Source organism: Actinoplanes sp. NPDC051405 (genome assembly GCF_055586185.1).
In genome coordinates this window covers 153,444-175,712 of record NZ_JBVJIR010000003.1, presented here as the reverse complement: position 1 = coordinate 175,712, position 22,269 = coordinate 153,444, and the positions used below count along the sequence as shown (strand labels likewise).

Annotated in this window: 22 protein-coding genes; 12 read left to right on the top strand and 10 right to left on the bottom strand. The window is 71.1% G+C overall.

Annotated elements, in window-relative coordinates:
* Nucleotides 1–68: 68 nt before the first annotated feature.
* The 5 genes from ACZ6S4_RS08590 (at nt 69) to ACZ6S4_RS08570 (ending at nt 5,452) form a co-directional block, all read left to right on the top strand.
* Nucleotides 69–1,358 carry a hemolysin family protein gene (locus ACZ6S4_RS08590; RefSeq protein WP_465474289.1) on the top strand — a complete coding sequence of 430 codons (1,290 nt, stop codon included), beginning with the start codon at nt 69–71 and terminating at the stop codon, nt 1,356–1,358.
* A gap of 140 nt (nt 1,359–1,498) precedes the next feature.
* Entirely contained in the window at nt 1,499–2,077 is a 579-nt protein-coding gene (locus ACZ6S4_RS08585) for a GAF domain-containing protein (protein WP_465474288.1), read from the top strand.
* A 488-nt stretch (nt 2,078–2,565) separates the two neighbouring features.
* Complete coding sequence (locus tag ACZ6S4_RS08580) at nt 2,566–3,474, top strand: diacylglycerol/lipid kinase family protein (protein WP_465474287.1); 909 nt, start codon at nt 2,566–2,568, stop codon at nt 3,472–3,474.
* 166 nt (nt 3,475–3,640) lie between these two features.
* Nucleotides 3,641–3,853: a hypothetical protein gene (locus ACZ6S4_RS08575; protein ID WP_360549498.1), complete on the top strand. Its 213-nt coding sequence runs from the start codon at nt 3,641–3,643 to the stop codon at nt 3,851–3,853.
* 102 nt (nt 3,854–3,955) lie between these two features.
* Nucleotides 3,956–5,452 (top strand): hypothetical protein, encoded by a 1,497-nt coding sequence (locus tag ACZ6S4_RS08570; protein WP_465474286.1) that lies wholly within the window; start codon nt 3,956–3,958, stop codon nt 5,450–5,452.
* 3 nt (nt 5,453–5,455) lie between these two features.
* On the opposite strand, the gene ACZ6S4_RS08565 is transcribed toward ACZ6S4_RS08570, so the two are convergent.
* The 6 genes from ACZ6S4_RS08565 to ACZ6S4_RS08540 all read right to left on the bottom strand — a co-directional run bounded on the left by ACZ6S4_RS08565 (nt 5,456) and on the right by ACZ6S4_RS08540 (nt 12,511).
* On the bottom strand, nt 5,456–6,286 hold the full coding sequence (locus tag ACZ6S4_RS08565) for a carbohydrate ABC transporter permease (RefSeq protein ID WP_465474285.1): 831 nt from the start codon (nt 6,284–6,286) through the stop codon (nt 5,456–5,458).
* Nucleotides 6,276–7,214, bottom strand: coding sequence for a carbohydrate ABC transporter permease (locus tag ACZ6S4_RS08560; RefSeq protein ID WP_465474284.1), 939 nt, complete (start codon nt 7,212–7,214; stop codon nt 6,276–6,278). Before ACZ6S4_RS08560 ends, ACZ6S4_RS08565 begins: the two co-directional genes overlap by 11 nt.
* Nucleotides 7,211–8,434 carry an ABC transporter substrate-binding protein gene (locus ACZ6S4_RS08555; RefSeq protein WP_465474283.1) on the bottom strand — a complete coding sequence of 408 codons (1,224 nt, stop codon included), beginning with the start codon at nt 8,432–8,434 and terminating at the stop codon, nt 7,211–7,213. The genes ACZ6S4_RS08560 and ACZ6S4_RS08555 overlap by 4 nt, the downstream gene beginning before the upstream one ends.
* 16 nt (nt 8,435–8,450) lie before the next feature.
* A complete protein-coding gene (locus ACZ6S4_RS08550; RefSeq protein WP_465474282.1) occupies nt 8,451–10,049 on the bottom strand; it encodes an FAD-dependent oxidoreductase in 1,599 nt (532 codons plus the stop codon).
* Nucleotides 10,042–11,112: a LacI family DNA-binding transcriptional regulator gene (locus tag ACZ6S4_RS08545; protein WP_465474281.1), complete on the bottom strand. Its 1,071-nt coding sequence runs from the start codon at nt 11,110–11,112 to the stop codon at nt 10,042–10,044. The genes ACZ6S4_RS08550 and ACZ6S4_RS08545 overlap by 8 nt, the downstream gene beginning before the upstream one ends.
* Nucleotides 11,113–11,377: 265 nt before the next feature.
* On the bottom strand, nt 11,378–12,511 hold the full coding sequence (locus ACZ6S4_RS08540) for an MBL fold metallo-hydrolase (protein ID WP_465474280.1): 1,134 nt from the start codon (nt 12,509–12,511) through the stop codon (nt 11,378–11,380).
* 127 nt (nt 12,512–12,638) lie between these two features.
* On the opposite strand from ACZ6S4_RS08540, the gene ACZ6S4_RS08535 reads away from it, so the two are divergent.
* The 3 genes from ACZ6S4_RS08535 to ACZ6S4_RS08525 all read left to right on the top strand — a co-directional run bounded on the left by ACZ6S4_RS08535 (nt 12,639) and on the right by ACZ6S4_RS08525 (nt 15,360).
* On the top strand, nt 12,639–13,217 hold the full coding sequence (locus ACZ6S4_RS08535) for an LURP-one-related family protein (RefSeq protein WP_465474279.1): 579 nt from the start codon (nt 12,639–12,641) through the stop codon (nt 13,215–13,217).
* A gap of 23 nt (nt 13,218–13,240) precedes the next feature.
* The gene (locus ACZ6S4_RS08530; RefSeq protein WP_465474278.1) at nt 13,241–14,737 is read left to right on the top strand and encodes a deoxyguanosinetriphosphate triphosphohydrolase family protein; all 1,497 of its coding nucleotides are present in this window, start codon (nt 13,241–13,243) and stop codon (nt 14,735–14,737) included.
* 74 nt (nt 14,738–14,811) lie between these two features.
* Nucleotides 14,812–15,360, top strand: a complete 549-nt coding sequence (locus ACZ6S4_RS08525; protein WP_465474277.1) for a hypothetical protein — start codon at nt 14,812–14,814, stop codon at nt 15,358–15,360.
* 1 nt (nt 15,361) lies between these two features.
* Here ACZ6S4_RS08525 and ACZ6S4_RS08520 read toward each other — a convergent pair whose 3' ends face one another.
* Nucleotides 15,362–16,126, bottom strand: coding sequence for an alpha/beta hydrolase (locus ACZ6S4_RS08520; protein ID WP_465474276.1), 765 nt, complete (start codon nt 16,124–16,126; stop codon nt 15,362–15,364).
* 54 nt (nt 16,127–16,180) lie between these two features.
* Here ACZ6S4_RS08520 and ACZ6S4_RS08515 point away from each other — a divergent pair, with 54 nt between their 5' ends.
* The 3 genes from ACZ6S4_RS08515 to ACZ6S4_RS08505 are packed head-to-tail and all read left to right on the top strand — an operon-like array spanning nt 16,181 to nt 17,948.
* The gene (locus tag ACZ6S4_RS08515) at nt 16,181–16,813 is read left to right on the top strand and encodes a TetR/AcrR family transcriptional regulator (RefSeq protein ID WP_465474275.1); all 633 of its coding nucleotides are present in this window, start codon (nt 16,181–16,183) and stop codon (nt 16,811–16,813) included.
* Nucleotides 16,814–16,818: 5 nt separating this feature from the next.
* Nucleotides 16,819–17,574: a HipA family kinase gene (locus tag ACZ6S4_RS08510; protein WP_465474274.1), complete on the top strand. Its 756-nt coding sequence runs from the start codon at nt 16,819–16,821 to the stop codon at nt 17,572–17,574.
* Complete coding sequence (locus ACZ6S4_RS08505) at nt 17,571–17,948, top strand: DUF3037 domain-containing protein (RefSeq protein WP_465474273.1); 378 nt, start codon at nt 17,571–17,573, stop codon at nt 17,946–17,948. The genes ACZ6S4_RS08510 and ACZ6S4_RS08505 overlap by 4 nt, the downstream gene beginning before the upstream one ends.
* Here the strand turns inward: ACZ6S4_RS08505 and ACZ6S4_RS08500 are convergent.
* From ACZ6S4_RS08500 to ACZ6S4_RS08490, 3 genes are read right to left on the bottom strand one after another with little or no spacing between them, the layout of a single operon-like run.
* Nucleotides 17,934–19,220, bottom strand: coding sequence for a hypothetical protein (locus ACZ6S4_RS08500; RefSeq protein ID WP_465474272.1), 1,287 nt, complete (start codon nt 19,218–19,220; stop codon nt 17,934–17,936). The two genes, ACZ6S4_RS08505 and ACZ6S4_RS08500, sit on opposite strands and share 15 nt — an antisense overlap.
* A gap of 23 nt (nt 19,221–19,243) precedes the next feature.
* The gene (locus tag ACZ6S4_RS08495; protein WP_465474271.1) at nt 19,244–20,071 is read right to left on the bottom strand and encodes a MerR family transcriptional regulator; all 828 of its coding nucleotides are present in this window, start codon (nt 20,069–20,071) and stop codon (nt 19,244–19,246) included.
* A 34-nt stretch (nt 20,072–20,105) separates the two neighbouring features.
* Nucleotides 20,106–21,056 carry an SDR family NAD(P)-dependent oxidoreductase gene (locus ACZ6S4_RS08490; RefSeq protein WP_465474270.1) on the bottom strand — a complete coding sequence of 317 codons (951 nt, stop codon included), beginning with the start codon at nt 21,054–21,056 and terminating at the stop codon, nt 20,106–20,108.
* Nucleotides 21,057–21,147: 91 nt separating this feature from the next.
* Between ACZ6S4_RS08490 and ACZ6S4_RS08485 the strand changes: the two genes are divergently transcribed.
* On the top strand, nt 21,148–22,215 hold the full coding sequence (locus ACZ6S4_RS08485; protein ID WP_465474269.1) for an ATP-dependent DNA ligase: 1,068 nt from the start codon (nt 21,148–21,150) through the stop codon (nt 22,213–22,215).
* Nucleotides 22,216–22,269 lie beyond the last annotated feature (54 nt).

Below are 22,269 nucleotides of genomic sequence, written 5' to 3'. Positions count from 1 at the left end.
GCGGCGGTAACCGAGTGTCTATAGCCTGTGGGGCTCGTGATCCGAACGCCTGAAGGGCTGAAACTGTCGTGGATGGCATAGGCGGGCAGGTCTTGCTCGTGCTGGTGCTGGTGCTGGTCAACGCGGCCTTCTCCGGTAGCGAGATGGCTCTGGTGTCGTTGCGTGACAGCCAGGTGCACAAGCTGGAACGGGCCTCCCGGCGCGGCCGCGTGCTGGGCCGGCTGACCCGGGATCCGAACAGGTTCCTGGCCACCATTCAGATCGGCATCACGCTGGCCGGCTTCCTGGCCTCGGCGGCCGCCGCGGTCTCGTTGTCCCGGCCGCTCGTCGAGCCGCTCGGTTTCCTCGGTTCGGCCGCCGAGCCGGCCGCCATCGTGATCGTCACCATCGTGCTGACCTTCGTCACGCTGGTGATCGGTGAGCTGGCGCCGAAGCGGATCGCGATGCAGCGCACCGAGGGCTGGGCGCTGCTGGTGGCGCGCCCGCTGGACATCCTGTCGACGATCTCCCGGCCCGCGGTCTGGCTGCTCAGCGTCGCGACGAACCTGCTGGTCCGGCTGGCCGGTGGTGACCCGTCGGCGCAGCGCGAGGAGGTCAGCACCGAGGAGATCCGCGACATGGTCGCGGCGCAGCAGGACTTCTCGATCGAGCAGCGGACCATCATCAGCGGTGCGTTCGAGATCGCCGACCGGATCCTACGGGAGATCCTGGTGCCGCGCCGCGACGTGCTGACCCTCGCGACCGGGCTGGCCGCCCCGGAGGCGTTGAGCCAGCTCATCGCCGGCGGGCACTCCCGCGCGCCGGTGGTCGGGCCGGCCGGGCTGGACGACGTCTTCGGCGTCGTGCACCTGCGGGACCTGGTGGGCGCGCAGGGGCCGGTCGACGCGGTGGCCCGGCCGGGGCTGTTCCTGCCGGAGACACTGCGGGTCTCCGACGCGCTGCGCCAGATGCGTTCGGAGCGTCAGCAGATCGCCCTCGTGGTCGACGAGCGCGGCGCCATCGACGGCATCATCACCATGGAGGACCTGGTCGAGGAGATCGTCGGGGAGATCTACGACGAGACCGACCGGGACGTGCAGTCGGTGGTCAAGGAGGCCGACGGCGCACTGCTGATGCCGGGGTCGTTCCCGATCCACGACCTGCCCGACATCGGCTTCGACAACTCGGGCAACGACGAGGGTGACTACACGACCGTCGCCGGCATGGTGCTCGCGGTGCTCGGGCACATCCCGACCGAGCCGGGTGAGGTGGTGACCCTGCCGCAGTTCACCGCCGAGGTGGTCGAGGTGACCGGCCGGGCGATCACCCGGGTCCGGCTGCGTGCGCTGCCTCGTACCGAAGAGGACGACGAGGACTGACCGCGCCTGACAATTTGTGCGACATTCGCGCTCGCCGCGATCATCGTGGCCATTTTGGCGGGTGCGCCCATTGCGAATGACCTGCCTGGTTTCACTAGGCTCTCAGTGACCGCGAGCGATCATTGCGTGAGGTGGGTCCCATGACGAACAGCAGCCCCGTATCGGGCAACGCCTATGAATACCTGGACAGCGTCGACCCCGAGGAGCAGCGCCGGCTCGAGGCGGTGCGCCGCTACCGGCTGGTGGATCAGCCGGTCGAGGACGCGTACGACCGGATCGCCTTCGTGGCCGGCGCCATCTTCGACGCCCCCATCGCGACGGTGTCCCTGGTGGAGCAGGACCGGGTCTGGCTGGCCGCCTGCCAGGGCCTGACCGGCGTCCGCGAGGTCGGCAAGGAGCCGGGCCTGTGCGCCTCGGTCATCGCCCAGGACGACGTCTACGTGATCAACAACGCCGCGGTCGACCCGCGCACGCTCGAGCACCCGCTGGTGCGCGGCGAGCTGGGCCTGCGCTTCTACGCCGCGGCCCCGATCCGCACCCACGACGGCTACCGGCTGGGCACCGTCAACGTGATCGACAACCGACCCCGTGAGGTGACGAAGCGGCAGCTGACCGCCCTGGAGCACCTGGCGTCGATGGTGTCGGACGAGCTGGAGCTGCGGCTCATGGTGATCCGCAGCGCGGCCGCCGAGCAGCGCATGCGCGAGAGCGTGCACTGAGGATCCGCGGCGTGGGAGCAGGGGCGGCCACCGCGGCCGCCCCTCCCTCTTGAGGTGCCAGGTAGCAGGTTGCGAATTAGCTATCATCCATATGTCTTGTGCTGCCGCCCGCCATGCCTCATCCTGGTGATATAGCGGCCAGACGTAGCTAAAAAGGGCATCGTCGTGCCGCTCGTTCGGGAGGGAGCGGCCCGATGGCACGACGGAATCGACCCCGGCCCCGCAGCGTCGAGCACCGGCTCGCGCGCCGCGAGGCGCAACGCCTGACGCCCCATCGCCGAGGCGTCACCCGCACAATGATCGCGACGAAGCGGACCCGACCCGGGTCCGTTCTTCGTCTGCTCTCCGCCATCGGATCAGTGCTGGCATCGGTGGTGGCCATCGTCCACCACGTGATCCAGATGATCCGCGGAAGCTGAGGGCCGGTCCGGAGCCGCGCCCACCGCCATGGGCGTAGGAATGTGTGGCATCGGGTAAACGCCGGTGCCATGCGGAATCCCCGGAAAGTCGCCGTGGTCGCCCACCGGCGCAAGACTCTCGGCGGCGGGCTCGACGAGCTGCGCCGGCTCATCACCGACGAGGGTGTCGACGAGCTCGACTGGCACGAGGTGCCCAAGAGCCGCAAGGCGCCCAAGCAGGTCCGCAAGGCCCTCGCCCGGGAACCGGACCTGCTGCTGGTGTGGGGCGGGGACGGCATGGTGCAGCGCAGCCTGGACACCGTCGCCCGCACCAAGGGTGGCGCCGAGGTCCCGGTCGGCATCATCCCGGCCGGCACGGCGAACCTGCTGGCGACCAACCTCGGTGTGCCGCACGACCTGGCCGAGGCGGTCCGGATCGCCTTCCACGGCCGGCGGCACAAGCTGGACCTGGGCGTGCTCAACGGCGAGCACTTCGCGGTGATGGCCGGCATCGGCTTCGACGGCGCCATGATCCAGGACGCGGACGGCAAGCTGAAGGACCGGCTGGGCAAGCTCTCGTACGTCTACACCGGCCTGCGCCACCTCAACGCCGAGGCTCCCAAGGCGACGATCAAGGTGGACGGCACTCCGTGGTTCGCCGACGACGCCAGCTGCGTACTTGTCGGCAACGTCAGCACGGTGACCGGCGGCATCAAGGCCTTCGACGACGCGAAGCCGGACGACGGCTGGCTGGACGTCGGCGTCGCGACGGCCCGCGGCGTGACGCAGTGGGCGCGCACGATGGGCCGGATGGCCGTGGGCCGTTCCGAGGACTCGCCGTTCGTGCACATGACCCGGGCCCGGCGCATCGACGTCAAGCTCAAGAAGCCGCTGATGTACGAGCTGGACGGTGGCGCCCGGGAAGCGGTCAAGAAGATCCGCGTGCAGGTCGCCCCGGCCGCCGTCAAGGTCTGCGTCCCGGAACAGCGGATCGGATAGGCGACAGAAGACCTATGTCGCCCTCCATACCGTTAATTCGGATTCATCGCTCTTAAGACCGATTAATCCTCTGGTCCGTGCGGTGCCGCGACCCCACACTGAGTGGCGTCGGGCACCGCTACGCATCTCCAGGGGGACGGCAATGCCTTACCACCAGAGTTCCGCAGTGAGCGTCGCAACGGTCATGACCGCCGCCACCGTCATCATCATCGGCTACCGCATCGGCCGGGCCCACGCCGCCTGGCGTGACGTCCGCTCGGTCAAGCGCGACCTGCCGGCCAAGCGCAAGATCGCCTGGGGACACACCCGGCCACTGGTCTTCGGCGCACTCTTCCTGATCCTGACGTTCGCCGCCGCGGCCTACGACGCCGGCCATTGAGGTCGCGCCGGCAGAAGCCGGTGGAGCCGGTGGGGAAAACCCGGGGCATGTCGGGTATGCGGATCTGTGGCCCGGTGCTGCCGGACCTGGCAGAGTGCCTCCATGATGTGGACCGGGCGGGCTGACGAGGCCGGCGCCCTAGGCTTGCTGCTGGATCGCACGTACGCCGACGTGGCCGCGGCGGCCGCGCGTCCCCGGTCGCTCGATCGGGAGTTCCTCATCGGTCAGTTCGACCTGTGGGACAACCATCTGCTGCCTGCCGTGGCCGCGGGGACCGCTCCTCCGTGGACCCGGCGGTCCGCGGCGCGGGCTGTGTGGCGCCGGCTCGGGTTCGCGGCCGGCGATGAGCACCGGCGGTGGATGGCCGATCATCTCGACGGTCTCGGGCACGATCCGGTCGCGTTGCTCGGTCCCGAGCGGGACCATCGGCCGTCCCGGAGTCAGGACGGCCGGCTCATCCCGGTGCCGCAGCCGTTGACCGCCGAGGCCGCCGAGCTGATCCGCGCGGACTACGACCTGACCGGCGGCACTCTCGCCGGTGCCCGGATCGACGTGCGCGGCGGCGATCCGCAGCGGATCAGCGGGGCCTTCAAGCTCACCGCAGCCAGCCGGCGGTATCCCGCGGACGGGTCGGTCCCGCCCGGCTACGGAGACCGGCCTGCCGGTCGGCCCACGCTGTCCGCGGACAGCGGGCGACATCCCGCGGACAGCCCGGTCCCGCCGGCCCTGTACTTCCACGTCGGCGAGCTGACGTCCGGGGTCTTCCCGCACGGCTCGGCGCGGCTGGAGGGGCAGCCAACCGTCGTGACCACGTCGGAAGAGGTCAGTCTGGACGTTTCCGCCTCAGGCACGGCACTGGGATTCGCGGGCCGGGATTTCCGCTGGTATCCGGACGACCCGTACTGGTCCGAGTCCGCGGCAGCTCAAGCCTCACTGGAAGGCGTCCCCGAGAACGCGCCCGAGCTGCCCGAGCTCGCCGCGCGCGGTGCCGACGTGCTGGGCATCCTGCAGCTCACGATCATGTGGCAGTTGCGCCGGATGCGCTACGCCGGCCTGCTGCGGCGCTGGGAGCTGGCCGCGGCGGGCACCCTCTGCGGCGGGCTGAACGCCCAGCTCTTCCGCGTGACCCCCACGGCGCTGCGGGCCCGCTGGGCGGCACGCCGGATCCGTACGATGCTGGAGATCGAGGACAGCCAGGCCCGGGCCCTGCTGCGGATGGTCGGCCGGCATCTGCCGCTCGAGGTGCCCGAGCTGCCCGGCGCCGCCGTACCACCGGCTCCGAGCCGGATCACGGTCGGCACCGCCGGGCGGTTGCCGGCCGAGCTGGACTTCACCGGCGGCCGGCTGCGTCTCGTGGATGTCGCCGCCGGCGAAACCGTCATTCACCTGGACGCCCGGCGCGGTGACCGGGACACGATCGTCGTGATCGTGCTGAGCGAACCGCTGGGCTGCGCTCCCCTGACCGTCACCCCGGACGGTCTGACTCTCACCGGCCGGCCGGCCTTGGACGTCACCGCCGACGACGTGACCCTGACCATCCCGCTGCCCGGCGGCGACTGGACGGTCCGGGCCGCCGCCGGTTCCTGGTACGACGACTGAGGCTCAGCCCTTGAGGCCCGTGTGGGCGAGTCCCTCGATGAACTGGCGCTGGGCGATCACGAAGACGATCAGCACCGGGATCGCCGTCATCGAGGCCGCCGACAGCTGTACGTTCCACAGTGGTCCCTGGTAGACGTCGGTGAACTGGGTCAGCGCCTGCGGCAGGGTGAACTTCTGCTTGCTGGAGAGGTACACGATCGGCTCCAGGTACAGGTTCCAGCTGTGCAGGAACGTGAAGATGGCGACCGCGCCCAGGGCCGGTTTGGCCAGCGGCAGCGCGATGCGGCGGAAGATCGCCGGTCGGCCCAGGCCGTCCATCCGCGCCGCCTCCTCCAGCTCAGCCGGCAGCGTGATGAAGAACTGCCGCATGATGAAGGTCGCCAGCACGCACGGCGCACCGAAGATCGGTACGAGGATCAGTGGCCAGTGGGTGTCGATCATCCCGAGCCCGTTGAACATCCGGAACAGCGGGACGATCGTCACCTCGCTGGGGATGAGCAGGCCGGTCAGCACCACCAGGAACAGGGCGTTCTGGCCGGGGAAGCGGATCCGGGCGAACGCGTAGCCGGCCATCGAGGCCACCACCAATGTGCCCACCGTGACCACCACCGCGATGTACGCGCTGTTCCAGTACTGCTGGGCGAACGGCTGCATGGTGAACACGTCGCCCCACGCCTTGAGGGAAGGGTCGTCGGGCCACAGCCGCGGCGGGAAGGCGAAGATCTCCGCGTTCGGCTTCAGCGACGAGGTGACCATCCACCAGGTCGGGAAGACGAACGGGACGCAGAGCACCAGCAGGACGGCGTACAGCGCGACCTTGGCCCTATTGCTCATGGAAGACCCACCTCTTGCGCAGGTGCCACTGCACGACGGTGAGCAGCAGGACGATTCCGAAGAGCAGCACCGACAGCGTCGCGCCGTAACCGAAGGTGTGGAACTGGAACGCCTGCTGGTACAGGTAGTAGACGAGCACCGTGGTGGACGTGCCCGGCCCGCCCTGGGTGAGCACGGCGATCTGGGCGAAGACCTGCAACGAGCCGACCACCGTGATGATCGAGGTGAGCAGGATGGTCGGGCTGATCAGCGGCAGGGTGATCCGCCGGAACGCCGTCCACCGGCTGGCCCCGTCGACCCGGGCAGCCTCGTAGAGGTCCTGTGGCACACCCTGCAGCGCGGCCAGGAACAGCACCATGTTGAGCCCGACGTTCTTGAAGACCTGCACCACGATCACCGCCGCCATCGCCGTGCCGCCGGAACGCAGCCAGTTCGGGCCCTGCACGCCGATGGTGTCGAGCAGCCCGTTGATGCCGCCGTTGGACTGGAGCATGAAGTGCCACACGATGGTCCAGGCCACCAGCGACACCACCACCGGAGAGAAGAACAGGACCCGGAAGACGGTGGTGCCGCGCAGTTTCTGGTTCAGCAGGACGGCGAGCAGCAACGCCAGCGCGAGGTTGAGCAGCACCAGGCCGGCCGAGAAGAGCAGCGTGGCCCGCAGCACCGACGGCAGCCTCGGGTCGTCGAGCAGCCGCTGGTAGTTGTCCGTGCCGACGAAGTCGAAGGTGTCGGCCAGCACGTTCCACTCGTGCAGGCTGTACCAGCCGACCAGCACCAGCGGGACGAGCACGAAGACGACCGTGCCGAGCAGTTGCGGCGCGATGAACAGGTAGGCGGTGAGCCGGTCACGCCGCCGGGTCGTCCAGTACGCGGGCCTCGGCCGGGTCTCCTCGGCCGAGGACCGCACCGCGGTGAGGGTGCTCATTTCGCCAGGAGGGGCTGGATCGCCGCGCAGACCCCGTCCAGCACCGGCTTGACCTGGGCGTCGGTCTTCCACAGCGGGTCCAGCGCGGAGCGGACCGCCTGGCCGATCTCGGCGCTGTCGCGGTGGCTGGGCTTGACCACGCCGGTGGAGATGCCGTCGATGACGACCTCCTGGAGCTGTTCGGGCTTGAGCAGCGGGTTGGACTTGGCCAGGGTGGCCGCGGTGAGCTGCGAGCGGCGCGGCGGCGGGAAGAACTGGGCGAGCTTGGCCGAGTTGGCCTCGTTGGTGAAGAACGCCAGGAAGTCGGCGGCCGCTTCGGCCTTCTTGCCCTTCTTCAGCACGCCGAGCCCGCCCTGGCCGATGACCGCGTACTCACCCTTGGGGCCGGCCGGCAGCGGCACCAGGGTCCACTTGAACTTCGCCTCCTTGAGCAGGGAGGCCCGGGAGATCTGGGTGATCGTCATCGCCGACTCACCGGCGAAGAAGTCGGCGGCGACGCCGGGGCCGGGCATGGCCTTGTCGGTGAAGATCGCCTTGTGGATGAAGGTCATCGCGTCGACCATCGGCTGCTGGTTGAAGCCGCAGGTCCTGCCGTCGGCGCTCCACGCCTCGGCGCCCCAGCCGTGGAAGATGCTGGCCAGGTTGTCCCAGGCCTTGTAGTCGAAGTCCCGGACGACGAGTCCCTGCTTGCCGCTGGCCTTCGCCGCGCCGGCGGCGGCCGCCATCGCGTTCTCCCACGTCCACTTGTCCCCGGTGGGCAGGTCCTTGACCAGGTCGGTGTTGACGAAGACCCCGAACGGCGAGGTCGAGAACGGGTACGCGGCAAGCTTGCCGTCCGCCTGCCACAGCTTGGTGGCCGCCGGGGCCAGGTCGGACTCCTTCTCGACCTTTCCGTCCAGCGGCGCGAGCGCGCCCGAGGAGACGAAGTCCGGCGCCGACCCCTCCAGGATCCAGGCCAGGTCGGGTGCGTTGCCGCCGGCGATCTGCGTGGTCAGCGTGGTCGTGTAGTTCTCGAACGGCAGCGCGTCGAACTGGACGGTGACGTCGGGATTGGTGGTCTTGTATTCCGCGGCGATCTCGGTGAAGAGCTTGACGTGTGCCTCGTTGGCGGACCAGGTGGTCATCCGCAGGGTGAGCGGTCCGTCGGAGGTGGAGTCGCTGCCACACGCCGCGAGTCCGCCGAGCAGAACCGTTGCCGCTATGAGTGCCCTTGCTTTCATCGGTGGGGGTCCTTCCTCAGTAACCGCTGATGTCGGGCCAGCGCAGCTCGACGCCGTCGGCGGTCAGGCGTTGGCGAAAGTCGGCCAGCAGGGCCGGGGTGTTGCGGACCGCGCGCGGGGTGACCGCGCGGGTCAGGCAGAAGTCGGCGAGGATGCCGGCGACCTCGCCGACGTTCCACTCGACGGGGTGCAGGCGGTGGGATCCGTTGGTGATGTGGGTGGTGCCGATGTTCTTGCCGGCGGGCAGCAGGTTCTCCACCCGCCGCGGGATGAGTGCGCCGAGCGGGATCTCGAAGGGGCAGGAGCCGACGTCGATGTAGGTGTCGCCACCGGTGGACGGGTGCAGGTCGATGCGGTACATGCCGACGCCGATCGAGTCGGCGTGCGAGACCGCACCCTTGTCGCCGCGTACGGCCAGCGACAGGTCCTGCTCGACGATCGTGTATTCGGCACGGATGCGCCGGGACTCACGGATGTACGGCGCCTGGGCCAGCCCGTCGGCGCTGCCGGTGACGTCGCCGCGCAACCGCAGCCCGGGCCAGCCGGTGCCGCCGTCCGGGCGCGGCGCCTCGGTCTGCAGCCAGTAGAGGACGCTGTAGGACAGCTCCCGGGCCCGCCGCACGTGGTGGGCGGCATCCGGCACGTCGATGATCGGCGCCTCGAAGTAGTCGATCATCGGCCAGTTCACCAGGCAGATGTCGCTGGGGTAGGAACCGTCGGTGAACGTGCGCCGGGCCGCGATGCGCCGGAACGTCCACAGGTTGCCGTCACCGGGGTTGACCCGCTGGTCGGCCTGGACCAGCCACGGGTCGTCGTCCGGGTTCGGGGTGAACGACCGGGTGGAGGTGGCCAGCGTGCGCGGGTTCGGCGTCTGCCAGGAGAGCATCTTCGCGCCCCAGAACGGCGGCTGGTAGTCGCGCCAGAAGTCGTACGCCGCGGGCCGGTCGATGGTGTGGTCGCCGTCCACGTGGTCGATCGCGAAGCAGACCGAGAACGCCTGCATGTTGCCCGGGTCGGCGACGTCGGGCGCGTTCGGCTCCCCGGTCTCGGCCTGCGACTCGAACCCGGTGACGTACTCGGTGCCGGTCAGCGGCAGCAGCTCACCGGTCTCGGTCGCGTCCAGAATGTACGGACCGCTCAGCACCAGCTCCTCGCCCGGCCCGCGGACCGTGACCGCGGTGACCCGATCACCGTCGGTCTCCGCCGCGATGGGCACAAAACCCATCAGGACCCGGAGCAAACCCGACCCACGGTACGGCGCCAGCATCGCCTCGATGACCGCGACGGCGACCCGCGGCTCGTGGCACAGCCGGCTCACGTGCCCGGCGCCGGGATTGAGGTCCGGGGTACGCCGCGCCCGCTCGGTCAGCGGGTAGTGCCGCCGGTAGTACTCCCGGATGCCGTCACGCAGCGCGCGGTAGCTCGCCGTCACACCGAACTGCTCGACCCAGCTGTGCTCGTCGGGCGGCACTGCCTGGCTGGTCAGCTGGCCGCCCAGCCACTCGTACTCCTCGGTCAGCAGCACCGACCGCCCGGCCCGCAGGGCACCGAGCGCGGCCGCGACCCCGCCGAGTCCGCCGCCGATGACGACGACGTCCGCGCGCAGTTCACGCATGCGCCACCGCCGCCAGGGTCGCGCCGGCCACCGGTTCGCAGGGCAGGATCCGCTGGGTCACCGCGGTGGTCCCCTCCAGCATGGCGGCCAGCACCTCCACCGCCTGCCAGCCCATCTCCCGGCGCGGGATCCGGTAGCCGGTGAAGTCGATGTCGGTCGCGGCCGGCCGGGTCGGGTCGCCGAGGGCCACGAACGACAACTCCTCGGGCACCCGCAGACCGCGCTCGGCGGCGAGCTGGGCGAGCACCACCCCGTCGGCGAACTCCTCGACGAACACACAGGTACGCCCGTCGGCGAGGATCGCGTCCAGCACCGCCGCAGCCGAGGACCCAGCGACGGCCTGGCCCCGGCCGTCCGCATCGGCCCGGGCGACCGCCTGCGACGACCCGGCGATGGTCAGGTGCCGTCCGTCGACCCCGGTCTCGGTCACCGCGGCGTTGAAGCCGCGCAACCGGTCGGCGTGCGACTCCGGACCGGCGCCCTCACCCACGTAGGCGAGCCGCCGGTGCCCGAGCGCGACAGCGGCGCGCACCTGGGCCGCGGTGGCCCCTGGATAGTCAGCACCGACGTAGGGCACCGGGCCGCCGGCGTCGTCGCGGCGGCCGACGCTGACGAAGGGCTGCCCCTCGGCGAGCAGCCGGGCCAGCTCGGCAGGGTCCAGCGAGCGGCCCAACAGCACGCACCCGTCGGCGAGCCGCAACCGGTTGTCCTGGTGGAAGATCCGGCGCCGGCCGTCGATCACCGGCGCGCTGGTGAGCAGCAGCAGATCGCAGCCGACCTGCTCCGCGCACTCCTCTATCCCGGCCAGGAACGGGTGGTAGAAGTCGCCGAGCCCGGCCGGGAAGACCGACTCGTAGGTGAAGACGCCGAGGATCCGGTTGTGCCGGGCGGCGAGGCGGCGGGCAATCGGGTCGGCGACATAGCCGGTGCTGCGGATGGCCTGCAACACCCGTTCCCGGGTCTCGGGGGCGATCCGGACGTCGGCGTCGTCCCGCCCGTTGAGCACCAGCGAGACGGTGGCCTGGCTGACCCCGGTCATCCTGGCGATGTCCTGCTGCGTCACGCGCCTCCGCGTCACAGTCACGATCTGTTCCCCTCGGTTACGAAGGTAATACGCATTAGTTGCGGCTGCGTGACATCGTCAGTCGATTCGAGCCCGCCGGTCAAGACGCTAATACCTATTACCTAAGGCAAGGCGTCAAAAAAGGAACCCGCCGCCCTCAAGGGCGGCGGGTTCTCACCATGCAATCAGTCGGCAATCGGCGGGAGCGACGGTCAGCACCACGCACGGACCTACGACATGAGGTTCAAGCTCTTGATCTTGACCCTCAGGCGATAGCTTGCCACCAGCCGTCGACGGCCGGCGGGTTGTCGACGTCCACCCGCTCGCCCGGCCGCGGGACCGCCAGCCGCACGTCGCGCGCCTTGGCCTCGCGCCAGGTGCGGTCGGCCGGCTCCGGCCAGTCGTGCAGCGCCAGGTTGAACGTGCCCCAGTGCACCGGGATCATGAGACCGCCCTGCACGTCCACGTGGGTGGCGACGCCGTCCTCGGGCACCATGTGGATGTCCGGCCAGGCGTCGCCGTAGGCGCCGATCTGCACCAGCGTCACGTCGAACGGGCCGTGCTCCTCGCCGATCCGCGCGAAGCCCGGGAAGTAGCCGGTGTCGCCGGAGTAGAACGCCTTGCGGGTAGGCCCGGCGATCACCCAGGACGACCACAGGGTCTCGTCGCGGCTGAAGCCGCGGCCGGAGAAGTGCCGGGCGGCGGTCGCGATGAACTCGATGCCCGCCACGGTCGCCCGCTCGTCCCAGTCCAGCTCGATGATCCGGGTGGCCGGTACGCCCCAGCGCTCCAGGTGCGCGCCGACGCCCAGCGGCACCAGGAACGGCGCCGCCTGCAGGTCCACCAGGTTGCGGATGGAGTCCATGTCGAGGTGGTCGTAGTGGTCGTGGGAGATCAGCACCGCGTCGATCGGCGGCAGCTCGCGCAGCGCCAGCGGGGGCTCGTGCAGGCGCTTCGGGCCGGTCAGCCGGGACGGGGAGCAGCGCTCGCTCCACACCGGGTCGAGCAGGACCCGGCGGCCCTCGATCTCGACCAGGGCCGACGAGTGGCCGAACCAGGTGACGTGCAGCCCGCCCGGGTCGCCGCCGAACTCGGGGCGCAGCACCGGGATCGGCTGGCTCGGGTGCCGGCGGTCGCGGTCGGTCAGCGTCGCGGCCAGGATCCGGGGCATCGAGCCCGCGGTCACCATGGTCGCCGGGACCGTGTTGCGGAACTTGCCGTCGGAGAACTGCGGGGAACGGGTGTACCGCTCGCCGCGCTCACCGTCGGCGCGGGCCCCGATCTTGCGGCCGCCGATCTGCGCGGGGATGTCACGAGCGGCCCAGGCCGCAGCGGCCCCCAGTGCCAAGGCCACCAATGCCCCGGTGCGCCCCCGACGGCCGTCTGCCTGTTTCGCCATGCGTGATCCTCCGTGTCAGTTCTGTCCGGCTGCAAGTCTGACCGCCCACCGGCACCCGGCGCCACCGTCGTGCTGAGGATCTCCTCAGCTGGACAGGCCCCGGGCACCGGTATGTCACACTGCCGCCGTGACTGTCGACACCCTTCAGACCCAGCAGCAGCTCATCGTGCGTCAGCGCGTCCGCTTGATGGTCAACCAGTACGAGGTCCACGCCGTCGCCCCGGACGGATCGGAGGCCGGCGTGCTCGCGTTCGCCCAGCAGAAGCGGATGGCGTTCAAGGAGCAGGTGACTCTCTACACCGACGACACCAAGACCACTCCCGTCCTCGGCTTCAAGGCCCGCCAGGTTCTCGACCTCGGCGCCACCTACGACATCACGGACTCCGCCGGTAGTCCTATCGGCCTGTTCCGGAAGAACTTCAAGGAATCCCTGCTGCGCTCGACGTGGCACCTGGAGCAGCCCGGCTACGGCGAGATGATCGGCCGGGAGACCAACCTGACCGTCGCGATCCTGCGCCGCTTCGTCGACTCGCTGTCCTGGCTGCCGTACCACTTCGAGTTCCTGCTGAACGGCCGCCCGGCGTTCTCGGTGGTCAAGAAGTGGGGCCTGCGCGACAAGTATGTCGTGACGATCCACGACCCGCAGCTGGACCGCCGGCTGGTCGCCGCGATGTCGGTGGCCCTGGACGCGCTCCAGTCCCGGTAGTCCGGTGCGTTAGCGTCGGGCGCATGGACGATCCACGCGCCCGGCGCCTCTTCGGCGACAGCCTCGTCGCCCCCGGTGACCTCGCCACCAGCCCCTTTCGTGTCGACCGGGACCGGATCGTCAGCTCGCCGTTCTTCGCCCGCCTCGGCGGCGTGACCCAGGTGATCAGCCCCGGCGGCGCCGGCCTGCTGGTGCACAACCGGCTCACACACAGCCTGAAGGTGGCCCAGGTGGGCCGGGCGATCGCGGAACGCCTGGGCGCGGACCCCCGCTACGCCGACGTGCTGGACAAGCTCGGCGGCTGCGATCCCGACGTGGTCGAGGCCGCGGCGCTCGCCCACGACCTGGGGCACCCGCCGTTCGGCCACCTCGGCGAGCGGGTGCTGGACCAGCTCGCCCGGCAGCGGCTGGGGCTGCGCGACGGCTTCGAGGGCAACGCCCAGTCGTACCGGATCGTCACCAGCACCGAGATCCGGGGCCAGGCCACCATCGGGCTGAACCTCACGGCCGCCACCCGCGCGGCCATCCTCAAGTACCCGTGGACCCGCCGGACCCACCCGGCGCCGCATCCCCGGTTCATGGACCCGCCGCCGCGCGGTGCGGCGGCGCCTCCGGACGACCCGGACGGCGGCTCGCTGAAGTTCGGCGCGTACACCACCGAGGTCGAGGACATGGTGCAGGCCCGGCTGCCGTTCGCCGGGCGGGTCGCCGACTGGCAGCAGACCGCCGAGGCCTCGGTGATGGACACGGCCGACGACATCGCGTACGCGATCCACGACCTCGAGGACGTGCACCGGGTCGGGGTGCTGCAGCAGGGCTCGGTGGCGGCGGAACTGATGGCGTGGCAGCGCTCGTCGTTCCGGGAGGTCCCGGACGAAGACCTGACCCTCGCCCAGCGCCGCCCGGGCAGTTCGATCGAGGCGCTGCGCCGCCAGCTGCACCGCAAGGACAGCTGGATCAGCGACGACGAGGCGTTCGCCGCGGCGGTCGAGCACGTCCGCGCGGAGCTGGTGGACGGCCTGCTGGCCGAGGCCTTCGACGGCTCGCTGGACGCGGAGGCGCAGGTGGCCGCGTTCTCGGCGAACTGGACCCGGCGCCTGGTCGAGTCGATCGAGGTCACCGACACGCCGGCCGTGCGTTCGGGGCACGTCCTGCTGGCCCCGGCCCAGTGGCACGAGGTGCAGGTGCTCAAGTTCGTGCAGAACAGGTTCGTGCTGGCCCGCCCCGACCTGGCACTGCACCAGCGGGGCCAGGCCCGGCTGCTGGGCTCGCTGGTGGAGGCCCTGCTGGCCTGGCTGGCCGACCCGGACGAGACCGAGCGCCTCCCGCGGCGGATCCGGGACCTGGTGGAGCTGGCCGAGGCGGAGCTGCCGGAGGGGACCCCGGACCGGGTCTACCGGGCCCGTGGCCGAGCAGTGATCGACTTCGTGGCCGCCCTGACCGACAGCCAGGCCGTGGCGCTGATGGACGCCCTGTCCGGGCGTTCCCGGCAGCTGTGGACCGATGCCTTTGTCCTCTGAGAGCTGAACGCGTTTCCTGGCGCAAGCGACGCAACGGTGTAAGCATGTAATCATCGCTTCGCTTGGAGGTTCTCATGCGTTTCCGTCCACCCTCCGGGGCCCGCACCGAGCCACCAGCCGCCGATGACGCTGCCGCCTGGATCACCGGGGCAACGCCCGACGGCTGGTTCACCGAACCACCCCAGGTCGTCGTCGACCGCGACGAGATCATCATCTGGGGCCGGGTGCCCACGCCCGACCTGGGCGCCGACGCCACCGACGCCGACCGTTCCGCCGCGCAGTCCGGGCGGATCCACCAGTTCCGCGAGGACACCCGCGACGGCCGGATCAAGGTCGCCCTCCAGGTCGAGCACCGCTACCAGCGCAAGGTGAGCTGGGGTGTGCGCTGCGGCGACACCGAGGAGCTGTTCACCCACCTCTCCGCGCCGGTGATGACCCGGCTGCGCCAGCCCGAGCGGCAGGTGCTCGACACGCTGGTCGACGCCGGGGTGGCCCGCAGCCGCTCCGAGGCGCTGGCCTGGTGCGTCAAGCTGGTCGGCGAGCACACCGAGGAATGGCTGACCGAGCTGCGCGACGCCATGACCAAGGTCGAGGACCTGCGCCGCCGCGGCCCGGACGCCTGAGTCACACCCGCCGGGCGGCGAGCCAGTCGGCCAGGATCTCCGGTCGCGAGACGTAGACCTCGTGGTCGTCCGCGCCCTTGACCACCACGGGCTTCTGGCCGACCAGTCCGGCGATCGTGGCGGCGATCGCCTCGTGCAGCGGATCCGGCTCCTCGCCGACCGCGACGGTGACTAGTTCCGCGGGCAGTTCGCCGGGCCCGAAGCCCCGGCCGACGATGTGGTGCCCGTCGTCGCGCAGCATCGCCTCGGCGTTGGCCGCCATCGCCACGACCTGCGGGGCCGAGTGATCGGCGCGGCCTTGCGACAGCACATCCAGCACCACATGGAACGCGCCCACCCAGTCGCCGGGATGCTCGGCCAGATACTCCTCCCCGGGCGCGTTGATCGCCGCCTGGAGCTGCGGCCCGTCCGGCAGCACCCCGAGCGCGGCCGGCTCCCAGGCGATCACCTCGCCGGCCACCGACGGATGCCGGGCGGCCAGCGCCAGCGCGACCGTGCCACCGGAGCTGAAGCCGAGCACCGTGGCCCCGACCGCGCCGACCTCGGTCAGCAGCCGCGCCGCATCGTCCGCGTGCTGGTCGGCGCCGCCGCCGGGCCAGTCGTCGCGGGTGCTGCCCCCGGTGCCGCGCCGGTCGTACCAGATGACTCGGAAGCCGCGCGCCGCGATCGCCTCTGCCTGCGCATCCAGCATCGACGCGTCCTCCGCGCCGCCGTGGATGAGCAGCACAGCCGGACCTTCCCCGCTGACCTTGTAAGCGATGTCCACCGCTCCGCCTTTCGTTTAACTTCGGTTATATCGAATATGGCTTAAGCTAAGCCAATGACGACGGCCGGACAAGGGCGCAGGCGGTACGACGCCAGAAGCCGACAGATCCAGGCCCGCGAGACCCGCGACCGGGTGCTGGTGGTGACCCGCCGGCTGTTCGTCGAGCACGGGTACGCCGGCACGTCCGTCGCCCGGATCGCCCAGGAGGCCGGCGTGTCCGCACCGACCGTCTTCTCCGGCTTCCGGTCGAAGGTCAACCTGCTCAAGGAGGCCGTCGACACCGCCATCGCGGGTGACACCGACGACCGCCCGCTGCGGGACCGGCCGGTGCTGCGGCGCATCCACGAGGCCGGCACCTTCGCCGAGGTGGTCGAGCGGATGGCCGACGCGTTCGCCGAGGTGGCCGAGCGGTCGTACCCGATCTATGCGGTCGTGCACGGCGCCGCCGACAGCGACCCGGAGATCGCCGCCCTGTTGCGGGAGCTGAACCAGCAGCGGCTCGCCGGCGCCACACTGCTGGCCGAGACCATGGCGGACCGGCTCGGCCGGCCCGACGTCGAGGACCTCCGCGACTCGCTCTACGTGCTCCAGTCGCCCCTGCAGTACGGCCTCATCGTCCACGACCGCAACCGCCCGCTGCGCTGGTACCGCGACTGGGTGGCCCGCCACCTGCACGCACTAGGGTGAGCGGCGTGCTGTCCGAGGTCATCGCCACCCGTTACGTCACTCCGCTGCGGGAGGGCGGCTCGCTGCCCGGCATCGTCGAGGCCGACAACCTCGGCACGTACGTGGTCAAGTTTCGCGGCGCCGGCCAGGGCCCCAAGGCGCTGGTCGCCGAGGTCGTCTCCGGTGAGCTGGCCCGCCGGCTGGGCCTGCCCGTGCCCGAGCTCGTCGTCACCCAGCTCGACCCGGTCGTCGCGCGGGCCGAGCCCGACGAGGAGGTCCAGGAGCTGATCAAGGCCAGCGCCGGCGCCAACCTGGGGATGGACTATCTGCCGGGGGCGCTGGGCTACGACCCGGTGGCCCACCCGGTCGACGCCGAGCTGGCCTCGCGCACGCTGGCCTTCGACGCGTTCGTGGAGAACGTGGACCGCAGCTGGCGCAACCCCAACCTGCTGATCTGGCACGGCGGGCTCTGGCTCATCGACCACGGCGCGACCCTCTACTTCCACCACAACTGGCCGCGTGCGGCGAACGTGGTGCATCGGGCGTACAAGTGGGACGACCATGTGCTGAAGCCGTACGCGACCGCCCTGGCGACCGCCGGCCCGGAGCTGGCCGCCCAGCTCACGCCCGCGCTGCTGGCCGAGGTCATCGACCTGGTCCCGGACGGGTGGCTGGCCGAGTTCGACTTCGCCTCGGCCGCCGAGGCCCGCCGCGCCTACCTCGACCACCTGGTGGCCCGGGCCGCCGATCCCGCCGCCTGGCTGCCGGGAGTCGCGGCATGAGGGTCCCCTACGAGTACGCGATCGTCCGCGCGGTCCCCCGGGTCGAGCGCGGCGAGTTCATCAACGTCGGCGTGGTCCTGTACTGCCAGCGCCTCGACTTCCTGGCCGCCCGCACCCACCTGCACGAGCCCCGCCTGCTCGCGCTGGATCCCCACGCCGACCTGGACGGCATCCGCGCGTCGCTGCAGTCCTGGGAGATCACCTGTGCCGGCGGCGCGGACGGCGGGGCGGCCCGCGAGATGAAGCAGGGCGAGCGTTTCCGCTGGATGGTCGCTCCGCGCAGCACGATCCTGCAGGCCGGTCCGGTGCACATGGGCCTGGCCGCGGACCCGTCGGCGGAGCTGGACCGGCTGGTCGAACTACTCGTCCGGTAGGGCGTGCCGCACGGCGACCACGCCGGGCATCCCCTGCACCTCGGCCACCAGCGCCGGGAACGCACCCGGGCTGGAAAGATCAACGGCGAAGAGGTACGGCAGCAAGCGACCGGCCTCAGGATCCAGCAGCGCGTTCCCGCAGTACGCCGCGCGGAACTCCGGGCCGAGCGGGTCGTAGTAGAAGTTGCCGGGGCCGGCCGCCATGACCCGGCCGATGGCGGCCTCGATCAGGTTGCGCTGCTCCGGCGTGGACTGCTGGGCCACGTACACGAAGGCCTCACGACTGAGCCGGACCTTCGCGGGCGGCGGCTCGGCCGGTGGTCCGGCCGGCCGGCAGCCGGTCGTGGCGGGCCCGCCCGGGCGGAGCTCACGCCGGCCGGCGGTGACCGTGCCGGCCAGGACAACCAGCACGAGCGCGGCAGCGATCCACGGGTGCCCGCGCATCCAGGCCGAAACCGCGGCGAGCTCCGGCCGGAGCGGCCAGGCGGCGACCATCAGCGCCACGGCGGCGAGGATGCCCCCGAGCAGCGCGGGCGGGCCGCCCAGGTAGGTCAGGTACATCCACCACGGTTCGATCGGCGGGCCGTCGGCCACCGCGTTGGCCACGGTCAGTAGAACCGCGGGCAGCAGGAAGAACAACGCGCTCCAGGACAGCACGACCACAGCCACCCGTCGCGCGGGACGGCCACGCACGCGGGCGCCCGCCCACCGGCCCAGCAGCAGCACCAGGAACGCGCCGAGCGCGGCACCGGCCCAGGTAGCCGCCGTGACCACGGCCGGTTCGGCGCGGTAGAGCCGCACCATGGCCGCGCCGTCGGCGTCGTACGAGGGCCGGCCGGGCCAGTAGAAGTCGTCGAACTCGAGCGTCAGGTCGCCGCGGGAGGCCCAGAAGGAGACAGAATGCGCCTCGGTGACCGAGTCGGGAGAGTCGTCGACGACGACATCGTCGAGGTCCCAGCCGGCGGCGGCCAGCCGGCTCCGGACTCCCTCGGTGTAGGTGCGGATGTCCCGGGTGGCCGGCGTGTGCCGCACCCAGTAGTCGACGTTGCCGTACTGGATGCCCTCGCCGTCCGGCTGGGCGATGAACAGCTCGGCGTCCCCGCCGCCCCAGACCCGCAGCCCGGGGAAGATCACGGCCTTCAGCTTCTCGGCCTCGGCCCCGGCCGGCAACGCGGGCGCCGCCTCCCAGCCCAGCCGCGAACCGGCGACCGCGCCGAGGAAGCCGCCGGCCAGCGCGAGCAGCACGGCCAGGACGGTGAACCGGATCTTCATGGACCAGATCTTTCAACCCCCGGTCAAGGGCCCACGGGCTGGGCGACGTGCACGAACGGGTCGGTGCCGGCGATCGTGTGCCATTCGGCCAGGTAGATCTCGCGGACGGGCGCGCTCAGCACCAGGCCTTTGGCGTCGACGTGCCGGGCCAGGGTGTCGTAGGCCTGCATGATCCGCGGATAGAAGCAGTCGTCGCGGGCGACCGTGGTGTAGAGCTCGGTGTGTGCGGGCTCCAGCCGGATCACCATCGGGCCCGCCGGCTCGGCCGGCCCGGTGAACGGCACGCAGACCTCGACCGTGGCCTCGCTGTCCGGGGTCACGAAACCGTGGTAGATCACCCAGTGCTCGGCGGTGGTGGTGGCGCCGGCCAGCTGGTCGCGTACCCGCCACTGCAGCTCGTGGATCGTGCCGGCGAGACTCTGCTGGTCGGTGGCCTGCCGGATGGACGCGACCTTGGTGTCCGGCACCGTACGCCGGCGCACCTCGTACGCCAGGGCGGGCTGGGTGGCCGCGGCGAGCTGGACGCGCAGCCAGCCGATGCTGCCCCGTTTCGCCGCCGTGGCGTGCTCCTGCGCCGCCCACCAGCGGTCGAGCCGTACCACCGCCTCATCGTCGGTGCCGGCCAGCACCTCGGCGACGACGGCCAGCGGCATGTCGAGGCGGCGCAGCAGACTGATCCGGCGGGCCCGGTCGAGCTGGCTGACGGCGTACCGGCGGTAGCCGCTGACCGGGTCCACCTCGGCCGGTGGCAGCAGGCCGGACAGGTCGTAGAGGCGCAACGCCTTGACGGACAGGCCGGACCGGCGGCCGAACTCGCCGATCGTCAGCCCCCGCAGGTCCCGCACGGTCATGGGGACGAGTGTGCACCCCGCCCCTGGGGAAGACTCAAGAGCCGCGGCGCAGCCGGCGAACGCCGGCGGCCACGGTGGTCGAGGCCAGCACCGTCGCGGTGGCGGCCAGCGCCGCGACCGGCAGCCGGCCCCAGCGGGCCGGTCCACCCTCGACCCGGCCGGCGGGCCGGAAGACGTTGCCCGCGTCCGGCACGGCCCGGCGGCGGCTCAGGCCCAGCCGGCCCATCATCGGCCCGACCAGCGCGTCGTAGACCGGTGGCATGGTCTTGAAGCCCAGCTCAGCGAACCTGTTGGCCGCGCCGACCGACAATTCCCGGCGCGGGCGGTCGGCCAGCCGCACGATCCCCGCGCCCATCCGCTCGGCGGAGTCCACCGGCGGCGGCGGGCGGCCCACGAAACCCGCGTAGTTGGCCGCGCTCGTGTAGATCGGCGTGTCCACGCTGCCCGGCACCAGCTGGCAGACGTTGATGCCGGGCGCGTCGCGGGTCTCCTGCCGCAGGGTCCGGGCCAGGCCGCGCAGACCCCACTTCGAGGTCACGTAGGCCGACATGTACGGCGCGGTGATGTGCCCGAGCAGCGAGCCGCACAGGATCAGCGTTCCCGCGCCCTGGCGCCGGAACACTCCCAGCGCCGCGCGGGCGACGTTGGCCGAGCCGAGCAGGTCGGTCGTGACCACCTGGTCGAAGACGTCGGCGGGCACCTCCTCGAACTTGCCGTAGGCCATCACCGCCGCGGTGTCCGCCCAGACGTCGATGCGGCCGAACCGGTCGACGGCGGCCTCCGCGAGCTCCTCCACCTCCGCCCGGACGCTGATGTCGGTCGGCACCACCAGCGGACTCCCGCCGCAGCTCGCGGCCACTTTCTCCAGATCGGCCAGGCCCCGGGCGGCGAGCACCAGCCGGTCTCCGCGCGCGGCGAAGGCCAGCGCGGCCGCCTTGCCGATCCCGCTGGACGCACCGGTCAGCACCACCACACGTGAGGTCATGGGCCACCCATACCCGGCGATCCGTCCGGCGAACGTGACGGACCGGTGCGTCCGGGCTTCCTTTCCCGCCCCGAACGGGGAGACTGGGCCGATGGACCTGCCGATCAACCCGCCCGTGAAGCCCATGCTGGCCAAGCCGGTCGCGGACATCCCCGCCGGCCAGCTCTACGAGCCCAAGTGGGACGGCTTCCGGTCGATCATCTTCCGCGACGGCGCCGAGGTCGAGATCGGCAGCCGCAACGAGAAGCCGATGACCCGCTACTTCCCCGAGGTGGTCGAGGCGGTACTGGCCAACTTCCCGGCCCGGGCGGTGATCGACGGCGAGATCATCGTGGCCGACACCGAGCGCAACACCCTCGACTTCGAGGCGCTCCAGCAGCGCATCCACCCCGCGGCGAGCCGGGTCAAGCTGCTCTCCGAGCAGACCCCGGCCGGCTTCGTCGCCTTCGACCTGCTGGCGCTGGGCGACGAGGATCTGACCACCCGGCCCTTCGCCGAGCGCCGGGCCCGGCTGGAGCAGTGCCTGGCCGAGGCGAAACCCCCGGTGTACGTGACGCCGGCGACCGACGACCTGGAGACCGCGCGGCGGTGGTTCGGCGAGTTCGAGGGCGCCGGGCTGGACGGGCTGATCGCCAAGGGCAAGGACCTGGGCTACGAGCCGGACAAGCGGGTCATGACCAAGATCAAGCACAAGCGTACGGCGGACTGCGTCGTGGCCGGTTACCGCGTGCACAAGTCCGGCGAGAACCGGATCGGCTCGCTGCTGCTCGGCCTCTACGACGAGCGCGACGTGCTGGTCTCGGTCGGGGTCATCGGCTCGTTCCCGATGGCCGTCCGCGAGGAGCTCTTCACCGAGATGCAGCACCTGGTCACCACCTTCGAGGGGCACCCGTGGAACTGGGCCGCCCACGAGCAGGGCGAGCGCACCCCGCGCAAGAACGAGGTCAGCCGCTGGAACAACGGCAAGGACCTGTCCTTCGTGCCGCTGCGCCCCGAACGGGTGGTCGAGGTCCGCTACGACTACATGGAGGGCCTGCGCTTCCGGCACACCGCCCAGTTCGAGCGCTGGCGCCCGGACCGCGAGCCGCGCACGTGCACCTACGAGCAGCTGGAACGGCCGGTGCGGTTCCAGCTCGCCGATGTGCTGACGAGCCGCTGAGCAAGGTTGTCAGACTTCTCGGCTAGCCTCGTGCGAGCAAGAGCCGATCGAGAA

Bases quoted from the DNA above. Each gene is read 5' to 3' on its own strand.
- ACZ6S4_RS08500 (WP_465474272.1), bottom strand. From the start codon at position 19,220: ATGAAGATCCGGTTCACCGTCCTGGCCGTGCTGCTCGCGCTGGCCGGC.
- ACZ6S4_RS08525 (WP_465474277.1), top strand. From the start codon at position 14,812: ATGCGTTTCCGTCCACCCTCCGGGGCCCGCACCGAGCCACCAGCCGCC.
- ACZ6S4_RS08495 (WP_465474271.1), bottom strand. From the start codon at position 20,071: ATGACCGTGCGGGACCTGCGGGGGCTGACGATCGGCGAGTTCGGCCGC.
- ACZ6S4_RS08515 (WP_465474275.1), top strand. From the start codon at position 16,181: ATGACGACGGCCGGACAAGGGCGCAGGCGGTACGACGCCAGAAGCCGA.
- ACZ6S4_RS08490 (WP_465474270.1), bottom strand. From the start codon at position 21,056: ATGACCTCACGTGTGGTGGTGCTGACCGGTGCGTCCAGCGGGATCGGC.
- ACZ6S4_RS08565 (WP_465474285.1), bottom strand. From the start codon at position 6,286: ATGAGCAATAGGGCCAAGGTCGCGCTGTACGCCGTCCTGCTGGTGCTC.
- ACZ6S4_RS08505 (WP_465474273.1), top strand. From the start codon at position 17,571: ATGAGGGTCCCCTACGAGTACGCGATCGTCCGCGCGGTCCCCCGGGTC.
- ACZ6S4_RS08485 (WP_465474269.1), top strand. From the start codon at position 21,148: ATGGACCTGCCGATCAACCCGCCCGTGAAGCCCATGCTGGCCAAGCCG.
- ACZ6S4_RS08580 (WP_465474287.1), top strand. From the start codon at position 2,566: ATGCGGAATCCCCGGAAAGTCGCCGTGGTCGCCCACCGGCGCAAGACT.
- ACZ6S4_RS08570 (WP_465474286.1), top strand. From the start codon at position 3,956: ATGATGTGGACCGGGCGGGCTGACGAGGCCGGCGCCCTAGGCTTGCTG.
- ACZ6S4_RS08530 (WP_465474278.1), top strand. From the start codon at position 13,241: ATGGACGATCCACGCGCCCGGCGCCTCTTCGGCGACAGCCTCGTCGCC.
- ACZ6S4_RS08560 (WP_465474284.1), bottom strand. From the start codon at position 7,214: ATGAGCACCCTCACCGCGGTGCGGTCCTCGGCCGAGGAGACCCGGCCG.
- ACZ6S4_RS08555 (WP_465474283.1), bottom strand. From the start codon at position 8,434: ATGAAAGCAAGGGCACTCATAGCGGCAACGGTTCTGCTCGGCGGACTC.
- ACZ6S4_RS08540 (WP_465474280.1), bottom strand. From the start codon at position 12,511: ATGGCGAAACAGGCAGACGGCCGTCGGGGGCGCACCGGGGCATTGGTG.
- ACZ6S4_RS08550 (WP_465474282.1), bottom strand. From the start codon at position 10,049: ATGCGTGAACTGCGCGCGGACGTCGTCGTCATCGGCGGCGGACTCGGC.
- ACZ6S4_RS08585 (WP_465474288.1), top strand. From the start codon at position 1,499: ATGACGAACAGCAGCCCCGTATCGGGCAACGCCTATGAATACCTGGAC.